Genomic DNA, 14,642 nt, shown 5'->3' with positions numbered 1-14,642 from the left:
GAACCGTAACTCATCCTACCAGTATTTTAAACAAGATCACACGCTAATGTATTTCTCTGGTAAAATAACATTTTTGTTTGCTAAGCTAATTACCTGTTATGAAATCAACGCCATTAAAATCAAAACTCCATCCTCGCAATCGCCATAACCAAGGTTATGACTTAGCGTATCTAACGTGCCAAGTGGCGGCGTTAAAGCCCTATATAGTGATCACCCCAAATGGCACTGAGAGTATTGATTTTAGTGATGAGCAAGCCGTCAAAACACTCAATCAAGCACTGTTAAAAGCTTATTACAATGTTGAGTTTTGGGATCTTCCAGCAGGTTATTTGTGCCCGCCAATTCCAGGACGTGTAGATTACATTCACTACCTTGCTGATTTATTAGCCGCTGACAATAACGGACAAATTCCCACCGGCAAACATGTAAAGGTATTGGATATTGGTACCGGTGCCAACCTTGTTTACCCGCTTATCGGCAGCCATGAATACAACTGGCATTTTACCGGCAGTGATATCGACCCTGTGGCAATTAAACTAGCTAAGCAACTGGTACAATTTAATCAACGTAAAATCACCATCAAACAGCAAAAAAACCCGCAGCAGATTTTTAATGGTGTGATTAATAGTAAAGATCTATTCCATCTGACCCTGTGTAACCCCCCATTTCACGCAAGTGCAGAAGAGGCCAATAAAGGCAGTGAGCGTAAATGGAAAAACTTAGGTAAAAGCCCAAGTAGCGCACTTAATTTTGGTGGCCAACAGAATGAATTATGGTGTGAAGGTGGCGAGCAGCAATTCATAGTTAATATGATTATTGAAAGTGAGCAATTCGCAGAGCAATGTATGTGGTTTACCTCACTGGTATCTAAAAAAGACACGTTACCGGCCTTACACGCACAGTTACAAAAGCTGCCTGTTGCTGAAGTAAAAATAATAGAGATGGCACAAGGGCAAAAAGTGAGTCGCTTTATTGCTTGGAGTTACTTTGATCAAGCCACCCGCGCAGAAATATGCCAACAATTTACAGCCTAGGAGGCACTATGATTGATTTTCGTTCTGATACCGTAACCCTGCCATGTAAAGCCATGCGTGATGTTATGCACACAGCGCCGTTAGGTGACGATGTATATGGTGATGATCCCAGTGTAAATACACTTGAAGCATTTGCTGCACAGCGCCACGGTTTCGCCAGCGCGCTATTTTGCAGCTCAGGCACGCAAGCTAATTTACTGGCGCTAATGGGCCACTGTGAACGAGGTGATGAATATATTTGCGGGCAAAATGCACACAACTATAAATTTGAAGGTGGTGGAGCAGCAGTCCTTGGCTCTATTCAACCGCAGCCAGTTGAGAATGAAAGTGATGGCAGCCTATGCTTTGACAAACTTCGCGCTGCTATTAAACCCGATGACTTTCATTTTGCGAATACTCGGCTGCTCAGTTTAGAAAACACCATAGGTGGTAAAGTGTTACCAATTAGCTACTTAGCTAAAGCACGTGAATTTACCCAAGCGAATAAATTAGCGCTCCATTTAGACGGTGCGCGGGTTTATAACGCAGCAGTTGCACTGCAAGTAGATATTACTGAAATCACCCGTCATTTTGATTCAGTGTCTATTTGTTTGTCAAAAGGGTTAGGCGCGCCGGTTGGTTCATTATTACTTGGCTCTGTTGCGCTTATCAATAAAGCAAAACGCTGGCGTAAAGTACTAGGTGGCGGCATGCGCCAAGCGGGAATGCTCGCTGCTGCAGGGCACTTTGCGCTTGAACACAATGTTAGTCGCCTAACAGATGATCACGTCAATGCTCGCTATTTAGCGCAGCGGCTCAATGAAATTGAAGGGTTTCACGTCGATCTAGCAAAAGATACCACTAATATGGTGTATGCCCATGTTGCCGGTAATCTCGATATTCACGCCCTAGCACAGCAGCTAAAAGCGCAAGGCATTTTATTCAGCCCAAATAAAACCTTACGGTTAGTGACTCATTTAGGTATTACTCGCGCTGATATTGAGCTATTTATAGCTAAATTAACTGCTGCGCTGCATGTTTAACGCCGCTTTATAATGTTTGCGGCATACTGATACATAGCGATCGTTGCCGCCAATTTCTACTTGATTACCGTCGGCAATCGCAGCACCGTTTTCATCAGTACGTAATACGTGATTCGCTTTACGGCCACAGTGACAAACGGTTTTTAACTCAATGAGCTTGTCTGCCCAAGCCAGTAAATATTGAGAGCCACTAAATAACTCGCCTCTAAAATCATTACGTAATCCATAACACAATACGGGAATACCTAACTCATCAACCACATCGGTTAATTGCATTACTTGCTCGCGAGATAGAAACTGGCACTCGTCCACCAGCACGCAGTGACGCTTTTGCTCACCGTTAAGTTGTTTGATCAGCTCAAAAACATCTTTTTCTGCATCAAAGATGTGCGCATCAGCTTGTAAGCCAATTCGCGATGACACTTTGCCAACGCCCGCTCGGTCATCTATCGCGGCAGTTAAAATAACCGGCTCCATGCCGCGCTCGCGATAATTAAATGCCGATTGTAATAACGTGGTAGATTTACCTGCATTCATTGCAGAATAATAAAAGTACAGCTGTGCCATCTATTTACCTTGAACTGATCACCATAAAAAAGAGCGAGTATGCTAGCGCATATTCGCTCTTTCGGCACCCGTTTTTAAGTTTTAATTAAAAGCGATAAGTGAAACCTAAAGCGGCCCTGAATTCACTGTCTTTATCAACATCAAAGGTTCGTTGCCGCATTTCAGCAAAAATACGTAAATCTTTATTAATTTTAAAGTCATTACCGATTACATAGGTCAACTCTTTACCTCCTTCTAGATCATCAGCACCTTGGGCATATTCAACACTGGCATATAAACGATGTTTAGAATGCCATTTATAACGCCCACCTAAAGCCATGTTATAACTTGTGCCGTGTTGCAGCTCATCACTCATTTGGTGTCTGGCAATATAACCACCTGCCGATAACTGCTTGGATAATTGCCATTGCACCGATGCTAAATTAATTTGGTATTCGCCTTCTAAGTCATACTCTGCCGTTTGTGTGGCTAACTGCAAAGAGATCCCTTTAATTGGTGCATAGTCAGCGCTCATTCCAAAACCAATATCCATGTCTTTACTGGCAAGTTTTAGTCGCTTTGAGCCAACCCGAAATGACGGCTGTTCGTCAAGCTCTCGCGGTAAATTAAGTTGTGAAGTGATCGCTAAATCCTGCCACTGGTATTGATACTCAATTGTATGCTCTGGGCGTTTAGTATTTAACTCATTACGTGTGTAATGCACTGTTGAACCAATGCGGTGACTACGATCAAAATCATCTGCATCTTTGATCAGCGCATTTTGTTTGCCGTACTGTAATTTACCAAAGCGTCCTTTTACACCAATGTACGCTTTGCGGGCAAAAATAAGAGGTTCATTATCTTTATCTATGTTAGTACCAAGTTCTATACGCCCGTATACCTGCGTTTTATCAAGTTTGTAATGCCCCTTTACACCCACACGACTCCCATTATCGCGTAACTGCCAAGGCGACGGTGTATTTGCTGTGCTTGACTTAGCCTCTTTATTATCATATTGCAGCAACACTCGCAGTCGAGCATACAATGATACGGTTGTATCTTCATTTTTTAATAGCGTGGTCGCTGAAGCTTCGCCTGTATACGTAGTCGAAAATAGTAAACTGCTGAAAAGGGCGAATGATGATAGTTTAGATTGTGAAAGGTCAATTGATTTTAATACATTATTAGTGCGCATAAGTTGCTCCTTGTTTAATTGAAGCAACTTTACACGCAGCCTACTTACCGATTTATTAGCACCTTGGTAAGCTTAACGTAAGCTTGTGCACTAACTATCCGCTAAAGGGTCTAAAAACCAGATCTGCGGCGATTTTTGACATAAAGTAAAGATTCTCTCTAGCTGTTTTTCAGCCTTTGCTAAATTTAAGGTTAAATTTTTACACCCATAAAAACCTAAAATACTGTGCATAGGTAATACTGTATCATTACGTGATAAATCATTGGCGGTATCCGCTTTTAACGGCAACGGTCGTGCCGCTAAAATCGTTTTATCACTAACACTGGCTTTTGCCGCTGAGGCTCGCATATAGCCGAGTACTTGATTGTCTTGTTGTACTAATAACCATTGCTGTGTACTGTCTTTACCCAATGCTATAAATGTTGATTTAGCTTTGAGTGTCGTAACAACGATTGCATCATTTGCAGCCGCACTGTGTAAGGTTACATCCTCTACTGTATAGTAAGCTAAACCAATAAATTGTAACGGCTCAGCAAAATCTAACCGCGGATCCCCTGGGCGTTTTATTTGTAACGCTTGCCATTGCAATTCATCACTGTGTAACTGCCAACGGCTCGCAGTATATTTATCAACCCCTTGGTATACAGTACCCGATCCATCATTCAGTGAGCGTTTCGCGTCAGTTAATAGTTGCTGCTGCGAGGAACTAGTAAACCAGTTATCAAGTTTATTACTAAGCTGATCTATTGCATCGCGATGATTATTTTGTACTTGGCGAGTCATGCTACCGGGGTCGTCTATTAACTGTGTAAGTTGGCAACCCGATAAAACAATACTGAATACGGCCAATGAGATGAGTTTCATGTTATTCCCCTGTGTCCATGGTTGTCACTGTTGAGCCTGGTAGTGTCAAAACAACGCCAAGACCACCTAGTGATGAGCGGTATAAATTAATCGAGCCGTTATATAAGGTAACAATATCTTGCACAATATTTAAACCTAGGCCAGTACCTTGCGTTGTTTCATCTAAGCGTTGACCTGCTTTAAAGGCTTTTTGTCGGCTCTGTTGCGCGATCCCTGGCCCGTCGTCCTCAATGTTAATTGTTAAAGTATGTTCATTTAAAACAACGTTGATCAAAACTTGGTTACGGGCCCATTTACATGCGTTATCAATAATATTACCGAGTAATTCATCAAGATCATGTTGATCCCCCCGAAAGCCATTCTGCGGTGCTGATGAAAAACGGAGCGTTAGATTCCTTGATTTATATAATAATTCCATTGAAAACAATAACTCACTAAGCGTATCGCTAACATTGCACAGCGCGGCTAATTGATTGACAGAGCCCGCCAATCGCGCTCTTGCAAGGTGAGTGTGGGTGCACTGCTTAAGCTTTTGTAGCTGTTCATCTAGTAACTGCGCTTGGTCTGCGGGTAATGTGGGCAATTGGTTCTGCAGCACTGAAATAGGGTTTTTCAATGCGTGCGCTAGGTTTGCCGCTTGCAACCTCGAACGCTCTAAAATAGCACTATTGTGCAGCAGTAAATTATTTATTTCACCGCGAATATCATACAATTCACTAGGCACGTCGATGTTTATATTATTCGCTTGGCCATCTCTGATCGCTTTAATTGCAGTACTAAATCGACTTAAAGGTTGCATTGCTACTTTTAACTGCACAAATATCGCTATTAAAAAACCAAACGCTACAAGCGTTAAAGCGCAGGCCAATTGCCAAGTAAATTGCCAAACGTCATTAGTGATATTGGCAACTGGACCACTTACCAGCACATGAAAGTGACTATCAAGCGCTGGGAATGAGATTTTTTGTACAATCGCACGCAAAGCTTGGCCAGCAGGTCCCGTAAACTCAATGTATTTAAGGGTTTCATCATCTTGGATTTGAGTTAATCGAATCGGATCGCCCGAATACAAAGAATCCGATTGATACATTACTTCTTGTTCATCATAAATTTGCCAATACCACCCCGAAAACGGCTCATTAAATTTAGGGGTTGATGAGCGCCACGCTAATAGTAATTGTTGCTTGTCATCAAATTCTGCTGCTGCAACCAAATCATGCATTTGATCAATTAGTACTTCATCAAAACGCTTCACTATATGCGCATTAAACAAGCCAATAAGTATCAGTGCTACCACCACTAACGTCACACTGCTGCAGGCAAATGTCGTAAGTAGCAACTGCTTTTTTAACGAGCCGACCGGTTTACTCTGCGTCATTAATTACATACCCTTGGCCACGGCGTGTTTGGATATGCTCTGTACCCAGTTTTTTTCTAACGCGATTAACAAGCACTTCTATCACATTGGAGTTATGTTCAAAATCCATTTGATATAAATGCTCTGTTAACGTTGCTTTTGACACCACCTGCCCAACTCGATTAATCATATACGCCAACAAACGGTATTCAAGCGCACTTAAGTCTAAATGGCGACCATATAACGTAGCTCGTTGACTTGCCGTATCAAGCTCTAAACTACCACACGCGATAACACTGCTGGCATGCCCGTGAGCGCGTCTGACCAGAGCTTCAACCCTTGCAAGTAACTCTTCCATTTCGAATGGCTTGATCAAGTAATCATCTGCGCCTGCCCGCAGCCCATTGACTTTTTCACGCCATGTATCACGGGCAGTTAAAACCAAAACAGGCATTTTATTACCGCCTCTTCGCCAATCCGTTAAGACACTTAAGCCATCACGGCCAGGCAAGCCCAAGTCCAAAATAGCAATATCATACTCTTCAGTATCACCAATAAACCACGCATCATTACCATCATGAGATACATCTACGGCAAATCCATGCTTATTTAATGCATCGCTGATCTGCTGTGCTGCTTGTTGATCATCCTCAACGACTAATGCTCTCATGGTTGCTCTCCTTGGTTATCTTTGTTCAGCACAGGTTGTTCTCCTTGTGTCGGTGTTGTAAGTGGGTTTAGCGAATTAAGCACGTCAATTGCGTTATCTAGCCCCCACTGCTGATTTTTTTCAATCGGGGTAATTTCTGCAAAACTGACCGGATCATAAAAACGCACTAATACCTGGCCACGTCTATCCAGCACTTTTAACTTAAATACAGGTTTGCATTGCAGGTTATCTGCTTGGGCACGTAGTAGGGTTTCATCTTCGCCAAGGCGTTTTGTTTTAACTTCTTTCATAAATGCAAAGAATGCATTTGCTGAAGGTTTTTCATCGCATTGAGCCACCACGCCACTGCTATGGCATAAAAATACCAATGCTGCGGTGCAGGTAAGATTTACGATTTGTCGCTGCTTAGATAAAAGTATAAACACAGTAAGCCTTATATTCGCTTATGAGAAAAATCACTCGCCATCTGTAATTGCTTGAAAACAAGCTCTATTTCCAAATTGCAAAGTATAACTAGCAGTACCTTACAACAAGCTTACAAGCTACAAAGTGGCCTAAAAAGCCACTTTTTGTGCTAAAAAATATTTTAAATTTTTTTAAATTATTTTTTATCTTTAAATACATCGACTTGAATTTATTTTACCCCATTTTGATACAACCTTACAACAAGCTTACATAATCTATCAGCTTTGTGTCATGGCACCCGCTCTACTATGCACCTCAACGAAAACACACACCCATTTAATAAAAGGAAACTTACTATGAATACTACAAACCAACACACACGCATCATTAACGCTAAACAATCTTTTGTAACACGTAGAGTGGCAACTGCTGATATGCAAACGCTTGTCTGTGGTGATGTAAAACCGCAACTAGGTGATTTAGTATTAGTTAAGGTCACTGAGCTGGGTCATCATAAACGCTCAGAACGTGTCGATGGACGTCGCGCAACTATCTATGAAGGCGATGAAATCATCCTGGCGTACGGTGACCGTTATGCACCAGACCAATTTGAGTCGCGCATTCCAGAAGATTTATCACCCTGTCATATGGTTGCAGCCGGTGGTATTGCTAGTCAGGCATTATGCTGGCATAAACGTATTTCAGGCCCTACCTGTATAGAGCCTATTGGTTTGATAGCCAATAAGGATGGCAAAGTACTTAACCTTGCACAGTATCGTGTTGAGCCAACACCCAGTAATATCGCCCATATCCCCAGCACTATTGTGGTCGGTACCTCGATGAATGCAGGTAAAACAACCACGGCAGCTAATTTAATTCATGGCCTTAACAGCGCAGGCTACAAAGTCGGAGGCATGAAAATTACCGGTACTGGTGCTGGCGGCGATTTATGGTTGATGCAAGACTCAGGGGCTCATCAAGTAGTTGATTTCACCGATGCTGGATTCCCCACCAGTTTTAATATTGGCTTTGATAATATCTTGGATGTATATCATCGTTTAGGGCAATACTTAGTGTCGCAAGGTTGTACGGCACTCGTCGTCGAAATTGCCGATGGTTTATATCAACAAGAAACGCGTTTTATTTTGGAAAATAGCGAATTTAAACGTCAATTTAATCATGTCTTATTTGCAGCCCGTGAAGCGATGGGAGCGCAAAGTGGCGCAACCTGGTTACAAGAACAAGGCTATAACGTGCAAGGGATCAGTGGACAAATTTGCGCCTCACCACTTGCCCTACGTGAAGCGGCCAATATATTACAGCTCCCAGTGTTTGATTTAGTTGCACTGCGAAACCCTCATATCGCGCGTACTTTATTAAGCCCGAGCCCCCGTAAACAGCTTGCTTAATACAAATAAAGGTTAATCATGACGCTGCATTCACAACGTTTACCAGCCATTTTCGTCGCATCGCGACGAGTATGGCTGGTAGTTTTAGTCACACTAGGGTTATGCCAAGCAGGCCTTGCCATTGCCAGTATCTGGCTATTGCAAAGCTTATGGGATAATCCTTTGCTTACACAGCCATTACTGTTGCTATTAACATTAACTGTGGCGCTGTTTTTTTTACAGCTAGGTCAGCACCGTATTGCCGAGCAAGTTGCTCAGCATTATTTAGTTGATGCAAGAGAGGTGTTATATAGCCATTTAATGTCAGCATCAAATGATCGTCTCCCCGCCCGCCTTGGAGTGGCCATGAATCGTCTGATCACCGACAGTAATAGTTTAAAAAATTGGGTAGGCAGAGGTATAGCAAGTGCAATTTGTCAAACCTGCGCATTGCTTGCGTACTTAGTAGTGTGCGCAATTTACTGGCCCAAAATGCTATTTATTTTATGTTTAATGACGGCACTAAGTATCATCATCACATTAATGTGTCGCATAAAAATAACCACCTTAACTTTGGCTATTCGTCAACTACGTGGGCGTTTAAGTGGTCATTTATGCGAACGTAGCTTTGCTCCACATACGGTACTTAATATCGCTCAACTAGGGAAAGAAACACGCCATGTAAGCAAAAATTCGCAACGCCTCGGTGATGCTATGGTTGCCCTCACGGTGCCCGGTAGCTGCCTAAAGTACCACAGCTTAGTGTTGAGCCAATTAGCATTCATTTTGGCAATTTTTAACTCAGATGGGCAACTAGATAAAAACCAATTACTGCCTATTTTACTATTATTCGGGCTGTTTTTTGCGACCTTAAGTAGTTTAAATCGCGCCAGCTTTGATTACTTTGTTTTTGCTGTAGCAAAGCAACGGCTAAATATTGCACTAGCGAAGGCAGATAAAATGCCCATACAGAAAACCAATAAGTTAACCCGCTATGTGCCCTTGGCGGTAAAATTAAAACAGCTTAGCTACACTGGGGTATTTGAGAACCTCAATTATAGCGCTACTGCGGGTCAGCGAATCAATATCTATGGCGCCTCGGGCAGTGGTAAATCATTATTGTGTGCTTTATTTAATAAGCAACTCAGTCCAAGTAGTGGACAAATTGTCCTTGCCGGCAGACGTATTGATTGGTTACAACCACGGCGCTTACAACTATGTGTTCAGTTAATCAGCCAACACTCCCAACTCTTTAAAGGCACATTATTAAGTAATATTCGTTATGCAAATCAACGTATACCACTGACAACAATAACGGCACTGGCTGCACAATTGGGTATTAACAACAGCGAACTGATGCAACCTGTAAACGAGCTGGGCCGGCATTTACCATCGGGTTTGAGGATACGTACTTTACTTATTCGTGCGTTGATCAAGCAACCTGGGCTGTTGATATTAGATGATCCAAGTCTGCTGCAAGAGACGGCACTATTGCAACAATTATTAAGCGACCATGAGCTGGTGAGTGCCACCATTATACTGTGTCAGCAACAGCAATCGACACTTTCTAATATCGATCAGTACTGGCCAATTGATTAGTGTTACCCGCTTTACTGAGCTGCTCAACATACAACTTGGCATTATCTTGAGCGGCTAAGGTGTGCCAAATACGCTGACTAAGAGATTGATTTTCATCGTAGAATGTTTTTGAAAACACTAAGTAACCGTGCTCTTTTGTAATTGGTGGATAAACCATTTTCAGTGCTGTATTTTGGTTCTTGCTAACAATTTTACGGCTCCCTATTTGGCAAAGCTTGATACTGGCATCAGCCACTCCTCGCTCAATTAACTCAAGCGCCTTTTCAACAGAAGCGGTGTGTTGTATAAAAAAAGGTTCTTGAGTCATGGCTTTATTCAATTTATAGCCACGAGGGAGCGCTAGCGTGAATGCTTTAGTTTGAAATACTTCGCGGCTTTGCCATTGTTGATGAAATCTGTTACTACCAATTAAGCAACTGCTAAATTCACTGACGGCACGTTTTGAGTCGGGTTGCTGCGTTTTGCTCAGTGGATATTGACCAAACGAAGTACGATCTTTGCGATATGCTGCTATAACCGCATTGACTTTATTGCTACGTAAATCAGTTAAACATGCTTGCCAAGGCTGTCGTACATAACGGATGGATACTTGATCAAGCTTATTATCAAGGCGCTGAAATACGGCTAATAAAGCATCTGGATCATCTATTGGCACATCGCTGCCTTCATTTAAAAAGTGTGATGCGGATCTTGTATCTTCATAACAGTAAATTAGCTCAGTTGCTTTTGCTTGCACGGCCGTTAAGTACAACACACAAAAACTACAGAGTAAAACAACACACCAACGGTTCTCCCTAACACATTTGTTTTCTTTCATTTTATCTGTAACCCTTAGACATCAATAGCTAAAGTGTAGACCGAAAAAACAAATTGGTTAGCCGCTTTATAAAAAAGTTTAAATAACCTGCAAGCAGGTCAAATAATTCCCTCATGTTCAAGTAACCATTGTTTGCGATCTAACCCCCCGGCATAGCCTGTAAGTTTACCATTTGCGCCAATAATACGATGACATGGCACAATAATACTGATCGGGTTTTTACCATTGGCAGCCCCCACTGCGCGTACTGCTTTTGGGTTATCTAAGGCATTAGCAATATCAGAGTAACTGTGCGTCTTACCAAATGGCACGGCGCAAAGCGCTTGCCAAACAGCTTGTTGAAAAGCCGTCCCTTGCGTCGCTAAAGTAACATCAAAGGTTGTCCGCTTGCCTGCAAAATACTCATCAAGTTGTGCTGCACAATGTAAAATATGTGGTTGCTCAACCTTAGCAAGCGGGGTTTCTGGGTGATCCATGATAGGATAAAAGCCCACATAACTTATTCCTAACTCACTGCCTTGAATAATAAGCTCATCAATCGGAGTAGGAATGCGTGTTTGAATAAGTGTCATGTTAGTTGCTGCCATAAATGGAAGGTTAAATAAGAACGAAATGGTGCGCACAATTCATCATTAAAAGGGGCTGCCGCAGCTTGGGCTTTTTTAACACCTAAGTCTCCCGCGAGTAGAATATCCGGCTGACTTTGCCCACGTAGTTTTGCATAATTGACAGTCCAAGGGCCTATTCCTTTGAGTGCCAACCATTGATCCAGCTGCTGACAGTCAGGGTTATCGGCACAAAACTGCGCTAAATTACGTAGCGCATTTTTACGTGCTTGCGGCATTTTAAAAAAGCCCAATTCACTGTTGGTCACCGCCTCAGGAGTGGGAAAATACACTCGCTCGGTATCTCGCTCCCCTAATTCATTGACCAACTGAGTGACTAAATTGTGAGCAGCAGTCACACTCACCTGTTGACCGAGTACTGCGCGAATACCCGCTTCGAATACAGACCAAATGCCGGGTAAGCGTAACCCTGGTGCTAAGGCGATTGCACCGTGCAGCTGTGCGGCTAAGTGCTGCTCAATCTGCGCCGTGTCGGCATCTAAATCGAGGACTCTGCGGATCTCACTTAAAATAGGCTGTAAAAACCGAGGCTGGTCAATATCAATGCGAACTAAAAAATGGTGTTTATGCTCAACATATTCAGCCGTAAATTGGCCTTGGCAATAATCGTTTTTAAAACTGCGGCCATAACTTGTATCAGTTATCCACTCCATAGGGGAAATAAGCCGTCTATGCAAAAATTGCTGTAGCGCAGCCCAATTATACGGCGGCCGAAATGGTAATTTAAGGGTCAGCACTGCACTTTTAGTACTTTGCTTGCCACGCATTTTTGAAGGGCAAATGTGCAATTGCTGTAAAAACGCATCATTAAACCGACGAATACTGTTAAACCCTGCCGCAAACGCCACTTGGGATACGGGTAAGTTAGTTTCTTGTAATAACTTTTTAGCGAAATGGCACTGATTAAATAACCGATATTGAGTGACTGAAATACCAAAATGCTGTTGGAATAACTGCCGTAGATAGCGGCTGCTGACGCCTAGTCGTTCAGCTAATTGTTCACAGCTTTGCTGCTTTGTTAAATCATTATCAATTAACTGCTTAGCACGAAGCGCCGTGGTTTTTGTGCCTTGCCATGCGCTACTGCCAGGGGCACTATCTGGACGACAACGAATACACGGACGAAACCCAGCCTGCGCCGCATTGTGTGCATATTGAAAGTATTCTACATTTTGCTCTTTTGCGGTAGGGGCAGGACAAATTGGCCGACAATAAATACCGGTGCTTTTTACAGCGATAAAAAAAAGTCCATCAAAACGATGGTCGCGGCTTTGTCTGGCAAGTTGCCAATGGCTAGTATCCATAAGGTGCTCTTAACTGTACATCTGCTAATAGAGTACGTGAAAAAACACAGTTTACTAGCCATTTTCGGCACTCAACTTTTATTTGCCAATAGCAGCCAAATAACGACGTTCAACTTCAGCCCAATTTATTACATTATAAAAAGCGGCAATATATTCAGGGCGACGATTTTGGTACTTCAAGTAATAGGCGTGTTCCCACACATCTAAACCTAAAATCGGCGTATGACCATGCATCAAAGGACTATCTTGATTTAAGCTACTTTCCACTACAAGTTGGTTATCTTTATTTACACTGAGCCACGCCCAGCCGCTGCCAAAGCGGCTCACCGCTGCGGCGGTAAATGCATCTTTAAAACTGTCAAAGCCACCAAGCTGTTCATTAATTACATCTAACAAGGTACTAGTTGGTTGACCACCACCATGTGGGCTCATTACAGTCCAAAATAGCGAGTGATTCGCATGCCCACCACCGTGCTCCTGCACCACTTTTTGTAATTCAGTTGGTAGCGTCGTTATTGTGGTTAATAGTTCATGCACATCAGTATTTGCATACTGGGTATTTTCAAGTGCAGCATTCGCTTTATTTATATACGTTTGATGATGCAAGGTGTGATGGATTTCCATCGTTTTTGCATCAAGGTGTGGTTCTAATGCATCATATTCATACGGTAATGGGGGTAATGTAAACGCCATAATTGCTCCTTGTGGACTTAAGATAAATGATCAATGCACAGTGGCTTTTTGATCTGGGGTGTAACTTAATGTGTTATTAATTTGCGCAATTAATTGCGGATAGTGACTGTAAGACTTTGCAAACTGCACCAACTCGATGTAGGTCTTATGGTGATGATGCACAACCACAGTGCGGACAGTTTGACATGGATGCTGGCATAAATGGCTCAAGGTGATATGAACATCACACAACCACTGACACGCTTGCTCCGTTTGATTCATCGCTTTATAGGTATCAGCCAAATTATGAGCCGCAACCACTAATGCAGGGCAACAATGCTCTATTGCCGTGAGCACTAGCTGGCATATTTTGGCTTGACTAAATTGACTTAATAACCGAGAGGCTAAGGTATGTGCTGTGGTGTATTTATCGCGAGCTTCAAGTAACGCCCCCCGTTCAAAGGCATAGTTACCCGCCATAATATTCGATTGCCAAGGACTCAGAGCCTGATCAACGCAAGGGAGCTCTGTAAATGGTGTACGCTGAAGCTGTGTCATAAAAAATCACCCGCACAGATTAATGATGTGTTTAATTTACACACCGAAACAACCTAATGCAAATGATTTTTATTTATATTTCTTTTATTTTTTATTTGTTCACAAAGTCAATTAATGCTTGTCCGGTTAAGCGATATATAATCCACTCGTTTTGCGGCAGTGCCCCCATGCTGTTGTAAAAATCTATCGCAGGCTGATTCCAATCAAGTACCACCCATTCAAAACGCCCACAATCTTTCACCAATGCTTGACGCGCTAAATGTTGCATTATCAATTTTCCCGCGCCTTTTCCACGACTATCAGGACTAACATAAAGATCTTCTAAATACAGACCATTTTTACCAAGCCAGGTAGAATAATTATAAAAATAAACAGCAAACCCTATTGGCGTATCGCCATCCAGACAGATTACGCTATGTGCGGTGGCGCCTTCGCTAAATAAGGTATTTAAAATGGCCTGTTCACTCGTTTTGACTGCATCAGGCTCTTTTTCATACACTGCAAGCTCGGTAATGAAATGTAAAATAGTTGCCGCATCGCTAGGCGCCGCCTCTCTTATAATAATGTCTGTCATAAATTCTCTTT

16 protein-coding genes are annotated in these 14,642 nt (G+C 42.5%); 4 read left to right on the top strand and 12 right to left on the bottom strand.

Annotated features, from left to right (window positions below; genetic code table 11):
- Positions 1-98: 98 nt before the first annotated feature.
- Positions 99-1,034: a 23S rRNA (adenine(1618)-N(6))-methyltransferase RlmF gene (gene rlmF, locus CWB85_RS03545; protein WP_016706816.1), complete on the top strand. Its 936-nt coding sequence runs from the start codon at positions 99-101 to the stop codon at positions 1,032-1,034.
- An 8-nt stretch (positions 1,035-1,042) separates the two neighbouring features.
- A complete protein-coding gene (gene ltaE, locus CWB85_RS03540; RefSeq protein WP_138554122.1) occupies positions 1,043-2,056 on the top strand; it encodes a low-specificity L-threonine aldolase in 1,014 nt (337 codons plus the stop codon).
- Here ltaE and CWB85_RS03535 read toward each other — a convergent pair.
- From CWB85_RS03535 to CWB85_RS03510, 6 genes are all read right to left on the bottom strand, one after another.
- Positions 2,033-2,623, bottom strand: coding sequence for a thymidine kinase (locus CWB85_RS03535; RefSeq protein WP_016706818.1), 591 nt, complete (start codon positions 2,621-2,623; stop codon positions 2,033-2,035). The two genes, ltaE and CWB85_RS03535, sit on opposite strands and share 24 nt — an antisense overlap.
- Positions 2,624-2,708: 85 nt before the next feature.
- Positions 2,709-3,797: a porin gene (locus tag CWB85_RS03530; RefSeq protein ID WP_138554121.1), complete on the bottom strand. Its 1,089-nt coding sequence runs from the start codon at positions 3,795-3,797 to the stop codon at positions 2,709-2,711.
- A 90-nt stretch (positions 3,798-3,887) separates the two neighbouring features.
- Positions 3,888-4,661 (bottom strand): hypothetical protein, encoded by a 774-nt coding sequence (locus CWB85_RS03525; RefSeq protein ID WP_138554120.1) that lies wholly within the window; start codon positions 4,659-4,661, stop codon positions 3,888-3,890.
- Between the two features lies 1 nt (position 4,662).
- The gene (locus tag CWB85_RS03520; protein ID WP_016706821.1) at positions 4,663-6,039 is read right to left on the bottom strand and encodes a sensor histidine kinase; all 1,377 of its coding nucleotides are present in this window, start codon (positions 6,037-6,039) and stop codon (positions 4,663-4,665) included.
- Positions 6,026-6,688, bottom strand: a complete 663-nt coding sequence (locus CWB85_RS03515) for a response regulator transcription factor (protein WP_016706822.1) — start codon at positions 6,686-6,688, stop codon at positions 6,026-6,028. Before CWB85_RS03515 ends, CWB85_RS03520 begins: the two co-directional genes overlap by 14 nt.
- Positions 6,685-7,113 (bottom strand): hypothetical protein, encoded by a 429-nt coding sequence (locus CWB85_RS03510; protein ID WP_138554119.1) that lies wholly within the window; start codon positions 7,111-7,113, stop codon positions 6,685-6,687. Before CWB85_RS03510 ends, CWB85_RS03515 begins: the two co-directional genes overlap by 4 nt.
- A gap of 336 nt (positions 7,114-7,449) precedes the next feature.
- On the opposite strand from CWB85_RS03510, the gene CWB85_RS03505 reads away from it, so the two are divergent.
- Both CWB85_RS03505 and CWB85_RS03500 read left to right on the top strand, forming a co-directional pair.
- Positions 7,450-8,502: a P-loop NTPase family protein gene (locus tag CWB85_RS03505; RefSeq protein WP_138554118.1), complete on the top strand. Its 1,053-nt coding sequence runs from the start codon at positions 7,450-7,452 to the stop codon at positions 8,500-8,502.
- An 18-nt stretch (positions 8,503-8,520) separates the two neighbouring features.
- Positions 8,521-10,080, top strand: a complete 1,560-nt coding sequence (locus tag CWB85_RS03500) for an ATP-binding cassette domain-containing protein (protein WP_138554117.1) — start codon at positions 8,521-8,523, stop codon at positions 10,078-10,080.
- On the opposite strand, the gene CWB85_RS03495 is transcribed toward CWB85_RS03500, so the two are convergent.
- The 6 genes from CWB85_RS03495 to CWB85_RS03470 all read right to left on the bottom strand — a co-directional run bounded on the left by CWB85_RS03495 (position 10,049) and on the right by CWB85_RS03470 (position 14,631).
- Positions 10,049-10,897 carry an amino acid ABC transporter substrate-binding protein gene (locus CWB85_RS03495; protein ID WP_138554116.1) on the bottom strand — a complete coding sequence of 283 codons (849 nt, stop codon included), beginning with the start codon at positions 10,895-10,897 and terminating at the stop codon, positions 10,049-10,051. The genes CWB85_RS03500 and CWB85_RS03495 overlap by 32 nt on opposite strands.
- 98 nt (positions 10,898-10,995) lie before the next feature.
- On the bottom strand, positions 10,996-11,469 hold the full coding sequence (locus CWB85_RS03490; protein WP_138554115.1) for a methylated-DNA--[protein]-cysteine S-methyltransferase: 474 nt from the start codon (positions 11,467-11,469) through the stop codon (positions 10,996-10,998).
- Positions 11,466-12,827: a DNA-3-methyladenine glycosylase 2 family protein gene (locus tag CWB85_RS03485; RefSeq protein WP_138554114.1), complete on the bottom strand. Its 1,362-nt coding sequence runs from the start codon at positions 12,825-12,827 to the stop codon at positions 11,466-11,468. The genes CWB85_RS03490 and CWB85_RS03485 overlap by 4 nt, the downstream gene beginning before the upstream one ends.
- A 78-nt stretch (positions 12,828-12,905) precedes the next feature.
- Positions 12,906-13,520, bottom strand: coding sequence for a superoxide dismutase (locus tag CWB85_RS03480; protein ID WP_138554113.1), 615 nt, complete (start codon positions 13,518-13,520; stop codon positions 12,906-12,908).
- A 30-nt stretch (positions 13,521-13,550) separates the two neighbouring features.
- The gene (locus CWB85_RS03475; RefSeq protein WP_138554112.1) at positions 13,551-14,057 is read right to left on the bottom strand and encodes a DUF2753 family protein; all 507 of its coding nucleotides are present in this window, start codon (positions 14,055-14,057) and stop codon (positions 13,551-13,553) included.
- A gap of 91 nt (positions 14,058-14,148) precedes the next feature.
- On the bottom strand, positions 14,149-14,631 hold the full coding sequence (locus CWB85_RS03470) for a GNAT family N-acetyltransferase (RefSeq protein WP_138554111.1): 483 nt from the start codon (positions 14,629-14,631) through the stop codon (positions 14,149-14,151).
- Positions 14,632-14,642 lie beyond the last annotated feature (11 nt).

It is taken from the genome of Pseudoalteromonas sp. S1727, assembly GCF_005886375.1.
Taxonomy (GTDB): domain Bacteria; phylum Pseudomonadota; class Gammaproteobacteria; order Enterobacterales; family Alteromonadaceae; genus Pseudoalteromonas; species Pseudoalteromonas haloplanktis.
Note: the sequence above shows the minus strand (reverse complement) of the source record. Positions and strands in the feature narration are given on the sequence as shown.